Raw genomic sequence first — 17,944 nt, forward strand, 5'->3', positions numbered from 1 at the left:
CTGATTTTTGATTGTGAGAGATGGTGAATTTTTTCTATTTATTTTTTGTCTGGGTCGGGAATTTTAGCTCTGAGGAAAAATGCTCAGTTTTCCTTTAGTTCTGGCAGTGAAAAATTCTCTATAAATATAGATATAAGTTTGCCAATTTCTGATTTTTGCCTGTGGGAGATGATGATTTTTTTCTATTTATCTTTTGTCTGAGTCGGGAATTTTAGTCTAGAGGAAAAATAGTCGTTTTTCTGTTGGTTTTGGCAGTAAAATTTTCTGATAAATATGTATAGCAGTTTGGCAATGCCTGATTTTTGATTGTGAGAGATGGTGAATTTTTTCTATTTATTTTTTGTCTGGGTCGGGAATTTTAGCTCTGAGGAAAAATGCTCAGTTTTCCTTTAGTTCTGGCAGTGAAAAATTCTCTATAAATATAGATATAAGTTTGCCAATTTCTGATTTTTGCCTGTGGGAGATGATGATTTTTTTCTATTTATCTTTTGTCTGAGTCGGGAATTTTAGTCTAGAGGAAAAATATTCGTTTTTTCTTTACCTCTGGCAGTGAAAATTTCCAATAAATATAGATAGCATTTTGCCAATTTCTGATTTTTGGCTGTGGGAGATGATGAATTGTTTCTATTTATCTTTTGTCTGAGTTGGGAATTTCTGCTCTGAGAAAAAATGTTCGACTTTTTGTTGATTCTGGTAGTGAAAATGTTTCATAAATATAGATATAAGTTTGCCAATTTCTGATTTTTGGTTGTGGAAGATGAGAGGTTTTTATCTATTTGTCTTTTGTCTGATTCGGGAATTTTAGCTCTGAGGAAAAATGTTCGACTTTTTCTTGCTTCTGGTAGTGAAAATGTTTCATAAATATGGATATAGGTATAGAAAGTGAAATTTTTGCCTATGGGAAGCATGGGGAAATATCATTCTAATTTTAGAGTAAATTTTGAATTTACTCCGAGTAAAAATTGTTGATTGCTGAAAGGGGGTTGCCAGGGGAATCAAATATTTATGCTAAATTTTCTATAGCGTATTTTTTTGAGTAAAAATTTTGTGGATTAACAATGAGTAATTTTGTAGAAACTGTCAAAGGATTTTATTCTCAGAAATATTTAAAAGTCTATGATGATGGAAAGCCTGTAGATATCGAAGTAATTAAAGCCTATGAAAATTTGTCTTTTTATATTCACGGATTATATATTGAAAAAGCAGAAGAACTTCTACAAAAAGAATTTGTTCATGAATATGAGTATCAGTTAAGATTTGCCTTTAATCTTGAACACCTTGTAAGTGGGTATGGAGGACTTCATCTAAGTGACTTGCAGAAATTTGATGAGATGCCAAAATCTATGGCAATTGATGGAGAAAATGATTTTGAAGCAACAGTAAATCAACTACCAAATAGTGTTTGGGAATCCTACAAACTTTATAATCAAGCTGAAGAAGGAGACTGGGGTAAAGCTTATGGATTAAGGATGACTATTGAAGGTCAAGATACATTAATTATTCGCACAACTACTGATGGTGCTGATGGATGGCTTGAAGTATTTGATGCTCAAGGAAATAATTTAGCATCAGCTTGTACTAATTATAATGCTATTGCTTGGCGACCAATGTTTCAAATTCGTCAATATTTTCTTTCAGGAAACAAATATCCTCCAGAGCTAAGGTAAATTTTTTTGAGCTTTTCATCACTGTATTTTGGCTTGTTAAAAAATAACTTTTGAGAATTGCATTGTTTGAAAATATAATCAAGATAAAAAGTAGATATTTTCATAAAAATTTATCTATACGGTGAAAATGTTTATCAAGAATGGCAAATTAAAACTAAAGATAGTTACAGTCAAATGGTCTGCAAAACTATTAAGATATTTTCACTATTCCTATAAAGTGAATATAGCAACAATTTCTGAAACTTAAATAACTAAAGAATATAGATTTTATCATTTCAACTAAATTTTAAATCTCAATAATAGTCTTGATTTGAAATGATTTTTGATGGTATATAACTACTACAGATATCCCCAAAAAATTCGATCTTTTTTTACCGAAAAATTGTGGGTATGCGCCTCCCCTTTTAAGGGGATAAAAAAAGAACATATTCCTTATTTCAAGCCTCTTGCTTCAGCTAGAGGTACTGATAACTGATAACTGATAACTGAAATGACTTATTAGTTTAATACTCTGCTGTCTCACGGTATCTACAATTAGTTGGGGTTTGTACACTCGGAGTGACAACTTTTCAATATTCTTATCCTCATTGCCATTCACTTCTTCCTTCTTCAAGATTCAAATAAAATTTATCTAGCGATCGCCTCTTAAATAAGTAGGTATAAATCAATATAAAACTGAGATATAAATGCCAGGTTAGTGAAAAAAAGTGCTTACTTAATGCCTACTCTCTAATTTATCCTCAAGGTTTTCTATTATTAGATTTTGAAATTTATCTCCAACTCAATAATTATTCTGTTTTTTCTAAAGTAAAATGTTTAACTGATTCTGCTAAACTCTCTGTAATATTTATGATTTTTTGTGAAGAATCATATAATTTTTTTGTGATTTGACTTTTTTCGATATTTTTCTTGTGGATAATTTGTAAAAATTCTGTTATTTTTTGTAGATTATCGGTCTGATTTTCTCCTAAAGATGCAACATTATCTATATAGTTATTAAACTTATAGATATTCTGAACAATTTTAGTTAGTCCTTGCTTAACTTCTTCTCCTAATTTTTGCTGTGAAAATTCTTCTACATTATTCTCAGATATCGCCAGATTTAAGCTTTGAACATTGTATTGAAAGTGTTCTAAACTTTTCTTGATCAAATCCCAATTATTTGCCATTTCTTGCAATTTTATTGCTATTTTTAATAGGTCTTCTTTGCTAGTTTTCCTAGAAGCAAAAATAGCAGTATTTAGTAACAAAATTTTACTGTGAATATTCATTTGCTCGACTAAAGCTTGGATTTTATTTAAATCATAATTATACTCAGTCAATCTTTTGACTTTGTGATGAATTTCTGAAATCAACGTATATGCTGTCATAATTTCTTGAAAAATATTACCTATTGCCTGGTAACTTGTGGAAGCATAATTACTAATTTCTTGATAAACTTGTTCAGCTTCCCAGGCTTTATATGCTCTTTGATAAAAAGAATCAACTATCGCTTCTAAAGATTTGAGGAAAGAATCTATTTCTTCTGTTTGCCACTGACTTTCTCGGGATAAATGTTGAAAAATAGTTTGGCTATCTGTGGTGATAAGAGTAATAATTTCTTGGCTATCATAATCTATTTCCTTAACAAGTTTCAGAAAGTTGTTGAGAGTCATATTAATACAATAAGATATTACTCCTAATTCTTCGCATCTAACTTTGAGTTTTACAAAAAGTTGACCATGAGCAGCAGCATCTACTTTATCTAACAATTTTATAACTTGACTAGCCATTTTTTCTTTATCCTGTTCGCTGCTTTCTTCTCTAATTTTTAGATTAATTAGAAGATTACAAATCACATCAGCCATAGAATTAAATTTTTTAGTCAAATCTTGTAGTTCGTCATTAGCATCAATAGGAATTCTAATATTATATTTTCCTTCAGAAATATCTTTTAGATAATTCTCTAATCTATTAGTTGAAAAATGAAGTTTTTGGGTAGTTATAATACCCAAACTAAATGTTGTAATAAAACTGGTAATACCTGCTGTACAAGCGACCGCATAATTCCGGTGAGTTTTGCTTAAAAAAGTTGGAGAATACACTATTGTGACAATAGCAGTTGCCATCGCAGTTATTCCTCCACTCATCAAACCTATCCATAAAGGTTTATTATTCATTACAAATTATTGTATTTACTACTCATGCAAATTTTATGTGAGGCTGCACAGAATTAGGTGGTAGGTCGTAGGTCATGGATGGTAGGTGTTATACCAATTTTCTGTCAGGTGGCACAAAATTATGAAATTTCTTAACTTTTCTATCTCGAGCTACACTCAACCCCAATCAGTATATTATTCTATGCAAATTCTTTCTTATAAATTTGGTATCATTTTTATTTTATATGTAATTAACCAAGATCAGAATATCTAGCACTGAAATAAATTACTTATTTTTCAATAAAATACTAGATAAAGATTTACAGTATATTTGGTGATTAATGTGGTACCTCTGACAGGGTAAATATTTCTTGCTTGTTCTCTATCCGGCCTCCCAATATTCCCTAATCCCTACTCCCTAAAACCATCAACATAAATACTTTTAATATTGCATTTATTTATGCTCACCTACTTATAAATTAGCAGGCAAATGTTTGATATTTATATAGTTCGGTCGTACTCAGAGTTGCTGATTCCATTTCATCAAAATAAAAATTGTTCTAATAATCCAAATTTATTTGTAAAACAATCCAAACAAAATTCTGTTACTTATGATTAATATCTATATTCACTTCTAATTCACATATAATTGTTACTTTACTGTGAAATTTGCCACAATGTCTCGAGCATCCAGTTAAGTTACATCTAATTTCTTGCTTGTTCCGTGAAATTCCAAACCCTATATCTTAGTGAATTGGAAAAGCCTATATTATGATAAAATCATCATAAATTTAATATCAGAATATCAGACAATAATTTAGTTAATTTCTCTATGACCGAACATTGAGGGAGGGATAACACTATATTAAGAAACTACAAAGCTTATTTACATTTTGTTACAGTAAATATATAGATTTCTCAAGAGGAAGAATTCCCTTAATTTAAAGATTATTAACTTAGAGGAAAAATTTATGAATAGATCTTTTCGTGTCGGCAACCTATTTGGTATACCATTTTATATTAACTCATCCTGGTTTCTTGTCTTATTTCTTGTCACTTTAAGTTATAGTAGCAGCCTGGCAGAGCAATTTCCAGGATTGGGTGGAATACTACCATTGATATTAGGATTAATAGCGGCATTATTATTATTTTCTTCTGTTTTAGCTCATGAGTTAGGTCACAGTTTTGTTGCTCTATCTCAAGGAATAGAAGTAAAATCAATTACCCTATTTCTGTTTGGAGGTTTAGCTAGTTTAGATAGAGATTCAAAAACTCCTGGAGAAGCATTTTGGGTGGCAATTGCCGGTCCGTTAGTAAGTATAGTTTTATGTGGTTTATTTACTATAATTAATAGATTTACAGCCATTACCGGACCAGCAGCATCAATTGTTGAACTTTTAGCTTATATCAACTTAGTCCTAGCATTATTTAATCTAATTCCTGGTTTACCACTTGATGGTGGTAATATCCTTAAATCTATTGTTTGGAAAATCACTAATAATCCTTACAAAGGAATTATTTTTGCTAGTAGAGTCGGTCAAGCATTTGGTTGGTTGGCAATAATTTCTGGTTTAATTCCCACATTTTTATTTAGTAGGTTTCCTGATTTTTGGAATATTCTTATTGGTTTGTTTTTACTACAAAATGCTGGTCGTTCTGCCCAATATGGAGAAATTCAAGGTACTCTTGCGGACTTAACTGCAGCAGATGCTATTATTCCTAATAGCCCAATTGTTTCAGAAAGTCTTTCTTTGAGAGAATTTGTGAATGAATATGTAATTGGGAAAGATAGTAGAAAGCAGTTTTTAGTTATTAATGAAGTAGAGCAGTTAGTAGGAGTTATTAAGGTTGATGATTTGAAATTAGTTAATACTTCTGAGTGGCCTTTAGTTATGGTCAAAGAATTAACTAAACCTGTAACAAATATGGAGACTGTAGTATCTAAAACTTCTCTTTTAGAAGTAGTTTCTTTGTTGGAACAAAAGCAAATTAATGAATTGACTGTTATTGATGAGAATGGTGTTTTAGTTGGATTAATTGAAAAAGCTTCAATTAGGAGTCTGCTGAAAAACAAAGCTGAGGTAAAACCTGCTTAGGTTAATGCCAGAGAAAAAGATTTAATGTTTTATATCGTAGGAGTAAGGAGTTAGATGAATGACTTCAATACCAATTTTTCGGTCATAAATTCTCTGTTTTTGTCAAAGGGATATTTCCTGCACTTGCCTTTTAATTACACTTATTATTCGACCACATTATTTTTTCAAATTGGTATTATTGGCAGAAAATATGTGGTGTCGTTCAAAATATAGATATGAATGTAAAAATTGAAATTTTCTTGTATATCTAAACAATCGGGAATAGAGAAAGTGTGAGTAAATTGTAGAATTAGAGAGAAAATTTTTGTTAATTAGCTAAGGAATGAAAACCGATTCAAACCAGAGAAAATTAATTACTTTTAAGAGGTTTTATCAGACCTAAAACATAAATTTCCGGTCTAATTTAATTTGCCGATAAATTGTGGGTATGCGCCTCCCCTTTTAAGGGGAAAAAAGAAAAAATTTTTCCTTTGAGTCAATCCTCTTCTTTTCAAGGAGAGGTAATAATTAATTATTAATTATTAATTGTTGAAGTTCCTCAGCATATAAATATATAGCAATCCAAGGAAAGGGCGCAGATATATCAAAAGTTTAAAGTTCAGACAAGACAATATTTTTACTTCTTCCTTCTTCCTTCTTCCTTCTGCTATCTGTTGAAGACCCAATTCTGTAACTAGCAATCTCCCACTCAAACCTGATCACTAATTAAAATTTGACTTTATACATTTGAAATAATTCTCCTGGTTGTCGCTTTACTATTTTTCCACCCATAGCTTTAATCATTTTTTCCCAATTTTCTAAAGGTTCTAAAAATACTTCTGCTCCTAAATAGGTTTCTAAAATTGCCCAGTTTTCTGCTAATGGTTGTTCTGGGTTAAGCACATCAAAAACAAAATTATTTTCAGGTTTAAGAATACGTTTTACTTCCTTAAGTACCTCTTCCCAATAATCTATAGGATAATAACAACTAAAACCTGTAGCGATCGCTAAGTCAAACTCATTTGCTTGATAATTTAATTGATGAGCCGGCCCTAATTCTACTCCTTTAAATAGTTTATAATTTAGTAGAGAGCCTCGGTGATTTAGATTATCTCTAGCAATTGTACTAATTTCTTGACCATAAAAAAAAGCTTCCCAATCACGCCAAGGATAAATCAAAAAACTCACTCCACAGCCAATATCCAAACATTTTTGATTTTTCTTAGGTTTAGCTATTTCCCAAAAAGGTGAAACTATTTTTGCTGTGAGATTACCGGAGGCATAATCATGAAATATTGGCATTGCTTCAATTTCCGAGGGTAACTCAAAAGATTCTCCTCGGTAATCTCGATCAAAGCGGTCCTGTACTGCGATGATTTGAGTATGCCAATTATCTAAATTTTTTTGAGCGAACCAGGAAGGTTTGTCCCCATCTGAGGACAAGGCAGACTTTTTTTTGGACATTTATTTCTCTATCGTCTAGAACCCTTAAGAGCTTTTGTAAAGTTCTTACGGTAAGATTTGTTACCAATCAATAAAACAGGCCAAAATATAGATAATACCAAACGATTCTGAAAGTTCCGAGAAAAGTTTGTCTGTTCAAACCCATTCCAGAACTTCCAGATTCCACCTCCATATACAACCAGTAATAACAGGCCAATTAACGTACTCATGGCACAAAAACTCTTAAAAAGTCAATTTTTCAGGTATAGCCCAAGTATAATTATGTAATTAATTTTAATTGGACTTTAGGTTTAATATTCCTATAAAATTATTATAACCAATATAGGTAATATAGGTAAGTAGGTGGGTTTCAACAATTAATAATTAATTATTAATTATTAATAATTACCTCTCCTTGAAAACGGATAGGATTGAAGCTTAAGGAAAATTTTTTCTTTTCTCTTGGTCGATTGAGGCCAGCGAGGAGACTCGCTCTGATCGGAGTCGCTTTTCCTTACGGAATGCTATCGCAAACGCTAATGCCATCCTACCCTACGGGAAGCTGCAAAGAGCGACCGCTTTTCTCCTTTAAAAGAGAGGCTTTAAACCTTAATTATTCGGTAAAAAATATAAAACCAAGGTACAAAATTTTAGACGATATGAAAAAAATTCCCTAACTTCTATTTTTTCTCAACAATCATTTTATAGATTAATTTTATCTATAGCAATCTTATTTTAGTTGTGAGATATTGTAGATTTTAGGGAATAGGTATGGGAGAAACACCGAAGCAATAAAATTTTTACAAATGATTCAGGATTGCTATATATACTTAATGATTACAAAATTAAAATTAGATAATATTTTCATCAATTTTTTCTACAGCTATTCCCACAATAGGGAACCAGGAATAGACAAGTTATAAAAAGTCAGGGAAAAATTTAAATTTTCATCATGGTTGCTCTATCTAAAATTTATGATAATTCCTGGGATTTGATTGATTGTGAAAAAAAAATTGAAGTAAAACTTTCGAGAAAAAAAATTAACAAAAATTTGATCAAAGTAAATAAATCAAATATTAATGACAGTATTTAAGAAGTATTGTTTGAAAAAGGAACAATACCTTCATAGAAAATAATTAGTTTTGACCTATTATTTGTGAACTGACACAATCAGACAATTAGTATTAATAAATGATCGAGGTCAAGACAAAATCAATAACAAAGGAGGAATTATGCGTGCAGTATTAATGGCAGGAGGTTCAGGAACGCGACTCAGACCACTGACCTGCGATTTACCCAAACCAATGGTACCAATTTTAAATCGCCCAATAGCCGAACATATTATTAATTTATTAAAAAAACATCAAATTAGAGAGATTATTGCTACTTTACATTATTTACCTGATGTAATGCGTGAATATTTCCAAGATGGCAGTCAATTTGGAGTACAAATGACTTATGCTGTAGAGGAAGAACAACCTCTAGGAACTGCTGGTTGTGTGAAAAATATTGCTGAACTTCTCGATGAAACTTTCTTAGTAATTAGTGGAGATACAATTACAGATTTTGATTTAACTACAGCTATAGAATTTCATCAAAAAAATAATTCAAAAGCCACTTTAGTGCTGACTCGCGTACCTAATCCTATTGAATTTGGAGTGGTAATTACAGATGAAAAACAAAGGATAAAAAGGTTCCTAGAAAAACCTTCTACCAGCGAAATATTTTCTGATACTGTCAATACAGGAACCTACATTTTAGAACCAGAAATTTTAAACTATCTACCAGATAATCAAGAAAGTGATTTCTCTAAAGAATTATTTCCTTTATTGTTAGATAAAAACGAGCCAATGTATGGCTATATAGCAGAAGGTTATTGGTGTGATGTCGGACATTTAGATGCTTATCGGGAAGCTCAATATGATGCACTTCAACAGACAGTAAAACTTGATTTTGCTTATCAAGAGCGATCGCCCGGACTTTGGACAGGAGAAAATACTTATATTGACCGGACAGCTAAAATTGAGACACCAGCTTTAATCGGAGATAACTGTAGAATTGGCCCAAGAGTGCAGATTGAAGCAGGTAGTGTGATTGGAGATAATGTGACAATTGGTGCAGATGCTGATGTGAAGCGCCCAATTATTTGGAATGGGTCACTGGTGGGAGAGGATGCAAATTTAAGAGCTTGTGTAATTTGTCGAGGTGCGCGGATAGACCGTCGTGCTCAGGTATTAGAAGGTGCTGTGGTTGGTTCATTATCTACTGTAGGAGAAGAGGCTCAAATTAGTCCCAATGTTAGAGTATGGCCTAGTAAAAAAGTAGAATCTGGAGCTACCCTGAATATTAATTTGATTTGGGGGACAACTGCTAAGAGAAATTTGTTTGGACAACGAGGGGTGCAGGGATTAGCAAATATTGATATTACTCCAGAATTTGCGGTGAAGTTAGGAGCAGCTTATGGTTCTACTTTAAAACCTGGTTCAACAATATCAGCTTCTCGCGACCAACGCAGTATATCTCGGATGGTTTCTCGGTCTTTAATTGCGGGTTTAATGTCAGTTGGAGTGAATGTAATAAATTTAGAATCTACTGCTATTCCTATTGCCAGAACAATTTTACCAACTATGAATGTTGTAGGTGGTGTTCATGTACGTCTTTCTCCTAACCGCTCAGACCAAATATTAATTGAAATCTTTGATTCTCAAGGAATTAATCTTTCTAAAGCGAAGGAAAAAAAGATAGAGGGAGCATATTTTAAAGAAGATTTACGCCGAGTACAAATTCCAGAAATTGGCAAAATGGTTTATCGGCATGAAGTATTAGATGCTTATAGTAAAGGCTTTGAAAATCTGCTTAATTCTGAGGCAATTCGCTATAGTAAATCTAAAGTTGTAATTGATTATTGTTATGGTGTTTCGGGAGCAATATTACCACAATTATTAGCTAAATTTGGTTGTGATGCTGTAGTTCTAAATGCTAGTTTAAAAGAGACTTCTTTAGGGAAAGAAGAAAAGGAAAGTTTGTTAGACCAATTAGGTCGGGTGGTAGAAGCTTTACAAGCAAATGTAGGAGTTCAAGTAACAGCAAATGGAGAACAATTAATATTAGTAGATGAAACTGGTTCTGCTATTCGTGGTGAAATGTTAACTGCACTAATGGTCAATTTGATGTTAACAGCTCATCCGCGCAGTGCAGTAGTAGTACCAATAAATGCTTCTGCGGCAGTAGAACAAATTGCTCGTCGTCACGATAGTCATGTGATTCGGACAAAAGCAAATCCCACGGCATTGATGGAAGCTTGTCAAATTAATCATAATGTGGTATTAGGGGGAAGTGGTGATATGGGATTTATTTTTCCTAAATTGCATCCTGGTTTTGATGCCATGTTTTGTATCGCTAAAGTAATAGAAATGTTGACTATTCAAGAGCGCTCTTTAGGACAAATCAGTGCGGATATTCCTGCTGTTACTCATCGTTCCTATAAAGTACGTTGTCCTTGGAAAGTAAAAGGAGCATTAATGCGATATTTAGTAGAAACTAATTCTCCAGAAAAATTAGAATTAACTGATGGAGTAAAGATTATTAATCATCAAAATGATAATTGGGTATTAATTTTACCGGATGCTGGAGAACCCTTAGTACATATTTATGCAGATAGTAATGATCGAGATTGGGTGGATAAAACTTTGAGAGATTACCGCAATACAATCCATGATTTTGTGAATTTATTTATGACTGGGAAGAAACTAAATGATTGATAGTATGGAAGAAGGAAGAAGGAAGAGGGAAGAAGGAAGAAAGAATAAGGAAGAAGGAAGAGGGAAAAATATTGCTTTGTCTGAGTGTTAAGCTTTTGATATATCCTCACCTTTTCTTCGATTACTATAGTAATCCTAAATCATTTGTGATAGTTTTATTGCTTAAGTATTTCTTATTCCCTGTTCCGGTGTTCCCTAAAATCTGCAATATTTCTCAACTCAAATAAGATTGCGATATAATTATCTTGTTTTTGTTTTCTTTTTTTTGCTAATTTGAAGGGGGTTATAAGTAAGTTAGGTGAACATAAATAAACTCAATATTAGAGGGCAGGTTTTTAGAACTCATTGCGCTTAAGTTAAAGCTTTCGTTTAAACCCGCCCCTACAATTTATTTACTTATTAGACATCTCCAGAAAATAAAATTGCCCCTTATTTGCGATAAACTAGAGTGTCATAACTCAAAAAATCATTTTCCGTGTTTTTTTCCTAAAAAAATCTTCCCTGTTCCCTATTACCTACTGTTACAAAAAGTCTATATCTTTTTTGGAGATATCTATTACTCTGTTAAATTAGTCATAATTAAAAATCAAAATGAATAGCTGTATATTGATGGTACAAATTATCAAAGATCCAGAACTTCGCTACACAGCAGATGCTCAATTACCAGTAGCAGAAATGATGGTAGAATTTTCTAATTTAGGAGTAGAAAATAAACCTGCCATACTAAAAGTAGTAGCATGGAGAGATTTAGCTCAACAAATTAGTCAAAAATATCACGAAGGGGATGTTGTAATTGTTGAAGGTCGCTTAAATATGAATACTATTGAACGACCCGAAGGTTTTAAAGAAAAACGAGCTGAATTAACAGCTTCCAGAATATATCCTGTTAGTCCTGAAGCTATGACTCAAAATGATAGTCAAACATCCAAAAATCAATCTAGTAAAAGAACAGTAACTCAGACACAACCACAAGAGCAAAATTATAATAATGTTGTAGATTTAAAATCTCGTCGTAGCTCTACTTTCAACGAAGAATCAAAACCAAATATACCAGAAGAGAATTCACCACCAGACGATTCTGACCCTATACCTTTTTAACTAGCTATCAGCATTTTCCGTACCGGAATGCTCCGCAAACAGCACTCAGCTTTGAGTACAAAAGCTTGGGTTTAAACCCCCGACTTCTAGCTAGTCGTTTAATTTGAGGAGGGGTCGCGTTATCCCCTTTCCGTACCGGAATGCTCCGCTTTCCGCGCAAAGCAGACTGCTAAACGCCGATAAGCTGTTTGCTCCAAATTCTAGACCGAAACACTTTTTAACATTAATAGTAAATTAACTCGACTCCAAATACCTTAGTAAAAGCAGCAGCTACTTGAGGAAGGACTTCATCTATAGTAATACCAGGAATAAACTCTGCCAGACTACCTACAGATTTATCAGAAATACCACAAGGTACAATTCTGTGAAAACCAACTAAATCTGGACAAACATTTAGAGCAAAACCGTGCATAGTTATCCAACGACTAACTTTAATCCCCATAGCTGCTATTTTTCGTCCCTCTAACCAAACCCCTGTTAAACCTGGATATCTTTCACCATCGAGACCATAGACATCTAATACTTGTAACAATACTTCTTCTAGTTGTCGTAAATACCAATGTAAGTCCTGCTGATAACGTCGTAAATTGAGAATAGGATAACCCACAAGTTGGCCGGGGCAATGATATGTAACTTCCCCACCTCGCTCCACTCGGTAAAGTTCATATTCATTTTGACTGGGATCGAATTTGAGAAAATCTAATGTTGCCCCTTGTCCTAAAGTATAAACTGGTGGATGTTCTAATAATATTAGGACATCACTCAATTCTGGACAATTGCAGCGTTGTTGGACAAGTGATTTTTGCCATTCCCAGGCCACTGAGTAACTGATTAATCCTGGACAAATTAAATGGCAAGTGCTTGGTAAACAGGGACTATTTTGATCGACCATGTTAGAGAGTTTGGAAGTGGGCAATGTGATGAAATACCAATATCTAAATAGTTGAGTTATATAGCTAGAGTAGTTAGGAGTCAGTTTGGGTACTGTGAATTATCCAAAAAATCAAGGGTAATTTTAGCCAAATTCAAGCAAAAAAAATCAAGAATTGTCAAGGGATGCAAAGGATTTTAAAGATAGGATGTTTGGAAGAATACAAAGTGCTACCCTAAAATAATAAAGCCCAACACATTAGCGGAGGGAGCTTATGAAGCTTGTTATCCAGGGTAAGAATATAGAAATAACCGATTCCATTCACGAGTATGTTAATCAAAAAATTGAAAAAGCAGTTAGCCATTTTCAACAACTCACTACAGAGGTAGATGTACATCTATCAGTAGCTCGAAACCCACGGATAAATCCTAAGCAGACGGCAGAAGTAACTATATACGCCAACGGTACAGTCATTCGTGCCCAAGAAAGTAGCGAGAATTTGTATGCTAGTATTGACTTAGTAGCAGATAAAATTGCACGCCAATTAAGAAAGTATAAAGAAAAGCGTCAATCCAAGGTTAGTAAAGCTAAGACTATTGAACTGATTGAATCACAACCAGTAGAGCAGGACTTGATTGGCGATCGCCAACCGGAATTACCTAATGAAGTAGTACGGACGAAATATTTTGCTATGTCTCCGATGACGGTAGAAGAAGCACTGGAGCAGCTACAATTTATCGATCACGATTTCTATATGTTTTCCAATGCTGCAACAGGTGAAATTAATGTGATCTATAAACGTTATCATCATGGTGGTTATGGTTTAATTCAACCACGACCTACTAATGGGCATAGTAACAATGGGAAGGCAGCTCATAATGATGAAGTAGCAGATATTGAGTCTGCTCAAGTTTAGAATGATTTCAGAATTGGAGTGATTAACCAATCTTTGAGTGATTCATTTCAACAATTAGGACTTACGCAAAAATTCTAATTGCTGGGTGCGTTGCAACGCACCCTAAACTAAGGTTATAGGATAATAGATAATTTGGCGTAAGTCTCTTATTGAAAGCCTTCTAAATTCTTCAGACAGGTATTGCTTTTAATGTTTTTAAAGCTTCTTCAACGTGAGCGTCAAAATTGAGCATAGAGTCAAAGATATGACGGATAATTCCTTCTTTGTCTATGACGTAAGTAACTCTACCTGGCAGTATCCAAAGTGTAGCGGGAACACCATATAATTCTCTGACTTTGTTGTTAGTATCGCTTAAAAGAGTAAACGGTAAATTATACTTGCTAGCAAATTGTTTGTGAGACTGTTGAGAGTCTCCACTAATACCAATCACTTCAGCACCAGCATCTGTAAAGACTTGATATTTATCTCGAAATGCACAAGCTTCTTTAGTGCATCCAGGTGTATCATCCTTTGGATAAAAATAAACTACAACATTTTTCTTACCACGGAAGTTAGAGAGAGAAACTGGGGTTTCGTCTTGGGATGGTAAGGTGAAATTGGGTGCTAGATCTCCTACTTTAACTGCCATACTTAGGTTATAAGTCCAATTTTTTTGGATTAGAATGTTAACTTTTTGTTATATTAGCGTACATTATTAAGATTAGGAAAATTATATGAAGAAGGAAGAGGGAAGAAGGAAGAGGGAAGATAGGAGAAAGTTTTTTGTTTAGCTGGCGCACAACGCATCCAATCTTCTGGGTCGGAGCTGCGCTAAGGTCATAAAGCGCGCAGTAGTTTTTCCCGAATACAGCGGTTTTCATTATATCATGTCCGGATAAGAGCGTGATCAAAAACTTTCTCCTTCAACTCCAGTTCTTCTTCTTCCTTCCCTCTTTCCTCCTGACTCCTGACTTCCCCTCCCCTCCTGGGAGGGGCGAGGGGTGGGTTGACTCCTGAGGACTCCGTCGTTATTTATTTATAACTGTTCAACCGGACATGATATTAGACCACAGTAGGGGCGAATGGCCATTTGCTAACGCAAAGCTGTCGAATGGCGTCCCTACTGGGTTTTGGTTATGACGATGTAGTTCATCAATTTGAAAAGCGCTGTAATGGCGGTAATATTATGGTTGGCCTCACGGGAGGATATCAAATACACTGGCTTTGGAATGTTCCCTATTCTCTGTGCCTTTCTTGAAAAAGATTATCCCCACTCCAATTAATCTTAAGAGTAGGGATGAATATTAGTTCCAATATTTGGAAATATAGCACTTGCATCTAAAAGTTAAGTAGATTAACTACTGTTGAAAGCTGAAATATTTTCAGAGAAAGTAACAAGCTAATAGCTAATTGCCATCATATTACTTTTTTTTACGCTTGAGCAAAGAAAATGCTCCAAAAACACTAGCAAATAATCCTATTGTTGTAGTTGGTTCTGGTGTGGATGTAGCTTCTGCTGTGGATGCTAGTGTCACATTATCAACTGCAAGACCAGATAAAAATCCGAAATCATCTGCATCTGTAACTCCAAACCCTAAAGTATAAATTCCAGTTTCAGGAATCTCGATCGAAAAAAGTTGAGTTCCTGTTTCTTGGTCGAAGGCAGTTGGAGAATCAACAAATGGCTCGAAGAAAGTATCTGCTAATATTTCTAAGAAAGGATCTTCTAATACATCACTGGAAAGAGACACAAAAGAAAAGTCATTTAAAGGTTCGGAATCAGATTCTAGAGCGAGGAATTCATCTGTATCAGATTCTAGAGCGAGGAATTCATCTGTCAAAAAGTTGAAATCAAATGTGATAACATCTCCTGCGTTTGCCTGAAAAGTTTGCTTGATCGCAGACCCTTGAGCAATGAATTCAACATCTGGTGATAATTCTGTTAGACTGTCTGGTGCTAACCCTAAAAATTCTTCAATCTCATCCGCAGGGACAGCAAGTTTATCGTTAATAATTAACCCTTTAGAATCATCATTTGGGGCTGGAGTACTAGCGTTACGACCCTGTCTTGATTGTATAGTAGTAGCACCGAGAACACCCCAACCATTGAAACCATCTTCAAAATTACCATTATTTATTGCACGTACAGGTGTAGGTTCAGGCGCGGGAGTAGGTGTAGGTAAGGGGACAAAATCACCAACAAACTCACCACCAGCATCTTCTATAAATGCGCGATGTTCTAAAACTCCAGTAAACCAGGAGATATCACCAAATTCACTGGTATCGGTCGAACCCCCAGAAAGAACTCCTGCAATTAATAATTCCCCACCTACTTCTACCAAAAGGGGACTACCACTATCCCCAGGAGCAGTAGTTCCTTCATTTGTGAGGGGCGAAGAAAGACTACCAAAACTGGATAAAGTGTTATTGTCATCAGTTCCATCATCAAAGTCAAGGTTGAAAATGTTTGAGCCAAAGGTATCATTAAATCTTGGATCGAAACCGCCATCCAACAGATCGATCGTATTTTCAGCAGCCCAACGCAGGCCATCTGCACTAAAGTCGTGACCGACGCTACCTAAACCATTGAAACCGAAACCAACTATAGTTGCATCTTCGCCAATGAGGTCTTTAGGGTCGAGACCAAATAACCTTAAAGGATCAATTGAGTCTGGAGCAGCTTCCTCCAGTTCAAGTATAGCGATATCTGTACCATCTAATAGACCAAAGGAACCATCTTGTAAAATGTCAGTTACAGCAATATCTGCTAAAACACTGTTTTCTGGATCGTCACCACGAAATTGTACACTCAACTCATCGGGGAAAAAATCCTGAACACAATGTTGGGCAGTAAGTATATAATTACTTGCAATCAGTGATCCAGTACAAGCACTTTCAAACTTTTCCTCTTCTGTATCAAAATCAAATTGTAGTGTGAAAATCTCGGTGACAGATGTAAAAGGAGCACCTAAGGCTTGAGCAGTGCTAGCTTCTGCTGTATCATTTATTACTATACTTCGTACTGATGTTTGAATGCTCTGACTAGCTACTAAACCAAGTATGCAACTAAGCCCTATTTTGCTAGCGTTTTTCATTTTAAAAGATTTGAGTATGGAATGATTGAATCTTGCTTTTAGTTTGTCATTGTTTGATAAGTAAATACGCATTGCCTGATTCCTCTATATAATGAATAACCTGGGGATCATACTAAGTTTGTCTAACCCAATTGATTTTTTCTTATAGTATAGCAATTCTAACGAAGTAAGAGAATAGATTTTATATTATTGTTAAAATGTGTAAAAAAACTGAAGATTATAATTTAAGACAATAGAGAATATACCGAAGAGAAAAAACTCAAAATTCTTCATCAAAGCTTCATATCAGCTTCATCAAAACTTCATATAAGTTTCATCAAAAGTATGTAAACTTATAGTACTTTTCACTTGAATGAAACACATGATTTCTGCTCTATGCCTTCTGAAATCTACCTCTAAGGTCTCTTTGCTGTATCTACATTAAAACTGCTATAACTTGCATAGGTGGTTTTGACACCAGACTTAATTATTAGGTAGCACTCTCTGTGTATCTACGGAGTAGCAGTGTATTTTCTATTATGCTGAAACGTGCCTGTTAATATTGATGATTAATCAAGCAGAAAAAAATCATACTTTTTACGTATCCGCTCAATAAATGGGGGCGGACTACCAGTTTAGGAACGATTTTACGCCATTTGAGGCTTGCCATTTACCTATTTACCCCGGATTATTGAGCGGTTACCTTTTTACTAAAAATCTTTGAAGAAGTAGTCAGTAGTCAATAGTCAGTAGTCAGTAGTCAGTAGAACTGAGAATGGGGTCGATGGGAATTTTCATGCCACCAACCCCATTGACATTTTCTGTAAGGTAAGGTATAATTTTGGGCCGATAAGCGAAAAGATAATAATCTTTTTTTCTATTTTTTACATCTAGTCAGGGAAAAAAAGTAACACATTATACA

12 protein-coding genes are annotated in these 17,944 nt (G+C 34.2%); 6 read left to right on the forward strand and 6 right to left on the reverse strand.

The window, feature by feature from the left end; translation table 11 throughout:
- Positions 1 to 1,058: 1,058 nt before the first annotated feature.
- Positions 1,059 to 1,667 carry a hypothetical protein gene (locus F6K15_RS29965; RefSeq protein ID WP_293068295.1) on the forward strand — a complete coding sequence of 203 codons (609 nt, stop codon included), beginning with the start codon at positions 1,059 to 1,061 and terminating at the stop codon, positions 1,665 to 1,667.
- Positions 1,668 to 2,455: 788 nt separating this feature from the next.
- On the opposite strand, the gene F6K15_RS29970 is transcribed toward F6K15_RS29965, so the two are convergent.
- Complete coding sequence (locus tag F6K15_RS29970; protein WP_293068297.1) at positions 2,456 to 3,826, reverse strand: methyl-accepting chemotaxis protein; 1,371 nt, start codon at positions 3,824 to 3,826, stop codon at positions 2,456 to 2,458.
- 950 nt (positions 3,827 to 4,776) lie between these two features.
- On the opposite strand from F6K15_RS29970, the gene F6K15_RS29975 reads away from it, so the two are divergent.
- Positions 4,777 to 5,901 (forward strand): site-2 protease family protein, encoded by a 1,125-nt coding sequence (locus F6K15_RS29975; protein ID WP_293068299.1) that lies wholly within the window; start codon positions 4,777 to 4,779, stop codon positions 5,899 to 5,901.
- Between the two features lie 705 nt (positions 5,902 to 6,606).
- On the opposite strand, the gene F6K15_RS29980 is transcribed toward F6K15_RS29975, so the two are convergent.
- A complete protein-coding gene (locus F6K15_RS29980) occupies positions 6,607 to 7,344 on the reverse strand; it encodes a class I SAM-dependent methyltransferase (protein ID WP_293068301.1) in 738 nt (245 codons plus the stop codon).
- Between the two features lie 8 nt (positions 7,345 to 7,352).
- The gene (locus F6K15_RS29985; RefSeq protein ID WP_293068303.1) at positions 7,353 to 7,553 is read right to left on the reverse strand and encodes a hypothetical protein; all 201 of its coding nucleotides are present in this window, start codon (positions 7,551 to 7,553) and stop codon (positions 7,353 to 7,355) included.
- Between the two features lie 1,002 nt (positions 7,554 to 8,555).
- Here F6K15_RS29985 and F6K15_RS29990 point away from each other — a divergent pair.
- Positions 8,556 to 11,084, forward strand: a complete 2,529-nt coding sequence (locus tag F6K15_RS29990) for a mannose-1-phosphate guanyltransferase (protein WP_293068304.1) — start codon at positions 8,556 to 8,558, stop codon at positions 11,082 to 11,084.
- A 591-nt stretch (positions 11,085 to 11,675) separates the two neighbouring features.
- Positions 11,676 to 12,182 carry a single-stranded DNA-binding protein gene (locus tag F6K15_RS29995; RefSeq protein WP_293068306.1) on the forward strand — a complete coding sequence of 169 codons (507 nt, stop codon included), beginning with the start codon at positions 11,676 to 11,678 and terminating at the stop codon, positions 12,180 to 12,182.
- A gap of 223 nt (positions 12,183 to 12,405) precedes the next feature.
- On the opposite strand, the gene lipB is transcribed toward F6K15_RS29995, so the two are convergent.
- On the reverse strand, positions 12,406 to 13,074 hold the full coding sequence (gene lipB / locus F6K15_RS30000; RefSeq protein ID WP_293068308.1) for a lipoyl(octanoyl) transferase LipB: 669 nt from the start codon (positions 13,072 to 13,074) through the stop codon (positions 12,406 to 12,408).
- Positions 13,075 to 13,327: 253 nt separating this feature from the next.
- Here lipB and hpf point away from each other — a divergent pair, with 253 nt between their 5' ends.
- Positions 13,328 to 13,969, forward strand: coding sequence for a ribosome hibernation-promoting factor, HPF/YfiA family (hpf, locus tag F6K15_RS30005; protein WP_293068310.1), 642 nt, complete (start codon positions 13,328 to 13,330; stop codon positions 13,967 to 13,969).
- Between the two features lie 169 nt (positions 13,970 to 14,138).
- On the opposite strand, the gene F6K15_RS30010 is transcribed toward hpf, so the two are convergent.
- Positions 14,139 to 14,597 (reverse strand): peroxiredoxin, encoded by a 459-nt coding sequence (locus tag F6K15_RS30010; protein WP_293068313.1) that lies wholly within the window; start codon positions 14,595 to 14,597, stop codon positions 14,139 to 14,141.
- 462 nt (positions 14,598 to 15,059) lie between these two features.
- Here F6K15_RS30010 and F6K15_RS30015 point away from each other — a divergent pair, with 462 nt between their 5' ends.
- Positions 15,060 to 15,206 (forward strand): hypothetical protein, encoded by a 147-nt coding sequence (locus F6K15_RS30015; protein ID WP_293068315.1) that lies wholly within the window; start codon positions 15,060 to 15,062, stop codon positions 15,204 to 15,206.
- A 163-nt stretch (positions 15,207 to 15,369) separates the two neighbouring features.
- Here F6K15_RS30015 and F6K15_RS30020 read toward each other — a convergent pair whose 3' ends face one another.
- On the reverse strand, positions 15,370 to 17,043 hold the full coding sequence (locus F6K15_RS30020) for a trypsin-like serine protease (protein ID WP_293068318.1): 1,674 nt from the start codon (positions 17,041 to 17,043) through the stop codon (positions 15,370 to 15,372).
- Positions 17,044 to 17,944 lie beyond the last annotated feature (901 nt).

The sequence above is a fragment of the Okeania sp. SIO2B3 genome, assembly GCF_010672525.1.
Classification (GTDB): domain Bacteria; phylum Cyanobacteriota; class Cyanobacteriia; order Cyanobacteriales; family Microcoleaceae; genus Okeania.

What these genes read in the sequence shown, in the direction of transcription:
- F6K15_RS29975 (WP_293068299.1), top strand. Translation starts at nt 4,777, where the DNA reads ATGAATAGATCTTTTCGTGTCGGCAACCTATTTGGTATACCATTTTAT.
- F6K15_RS29965 (WP_293068295.1), top strand. Translation starts at nt 1,059, where the DNA reads ATGAGTAATTTTGTAGAAACTGTCAAAGGATTTTATTCTCAGAAATAT.
- F6K15_RS29985 (WP_293068303.1), bottom strand. Translation starts at nt 7,553, where the DNA reads ATGAGTACGTTAATTGGCCTGTTATTACTGGTTGTATATGGAGGTGGA.
- lipB (WP_293068308.1), bottom strand. Translation starts at nt 13,074, where the DNA reads ATGGTCGATCAAAATAGTCCCTGTTTACCAAGCACTTGCCATTTAATT.
- F6K15_RS29995 (WP_293068306.1), top strand. Translation starts at nt 11,676, where the DNA reads ATGAATAGCTGTATATTGATGGTACAAATTATCAAAGATCCAGAACTT.
- hpf (WP_293068310.1), top strand. Translation starts at nt 13,328, where the DNA reads ATGAAGCTTGTTATCCAGGGTAAGAATATAGAAATAACCGATTCCATT.
- F6K15_RS29970 (WP_293068297.1), bottom strand. Translation starts at nt 3,826, where the DNA reads ATGAATAATAAACCTTTATGGATAGGTTTGATGAGTGGAGGAATAACT.
- F6K15_RS30020 (WP_293068318.1), bottom strand. Translation starts at nt 17,043, where the DNA reads ATGAAAAACGCTAGCAAAATAGGGCTTAGTTGCATACTTGGTTTAGTA.
- F6K15_RS30015 (WP_293068315.1), top strand. Translation starts at nt 15,060, where the DNA reads ATGGCGTCCCTACTGGGTTTTGGTTATGACGATGTAGTTCATCAATTT.
- F6K15_RS29980 (WP_293068301.1), bottom strand. Translation starts at nt 7,344, where the DNA reads ATGTCCAAAAAAAAGTCTGCCTTGTCCTCAGATGGGGACAAACCTTCC.
- F6K15_RS29990 (WP_293068304.1), top strand. Translation starts at nt 8,556, where the DNA reads ATGCGTGCAGTATTAATGGCAGGAGGTTCAGGAACGCGACTCAGACCA.
- F6K15_RS30010 (WP_293068313.1), bottom strand. Translation starts at nt 14,597, where the DNA reads ATGGCAGTTAAAGTAGGAGATCTAGCACCCAATTTCACCTTACCATCC.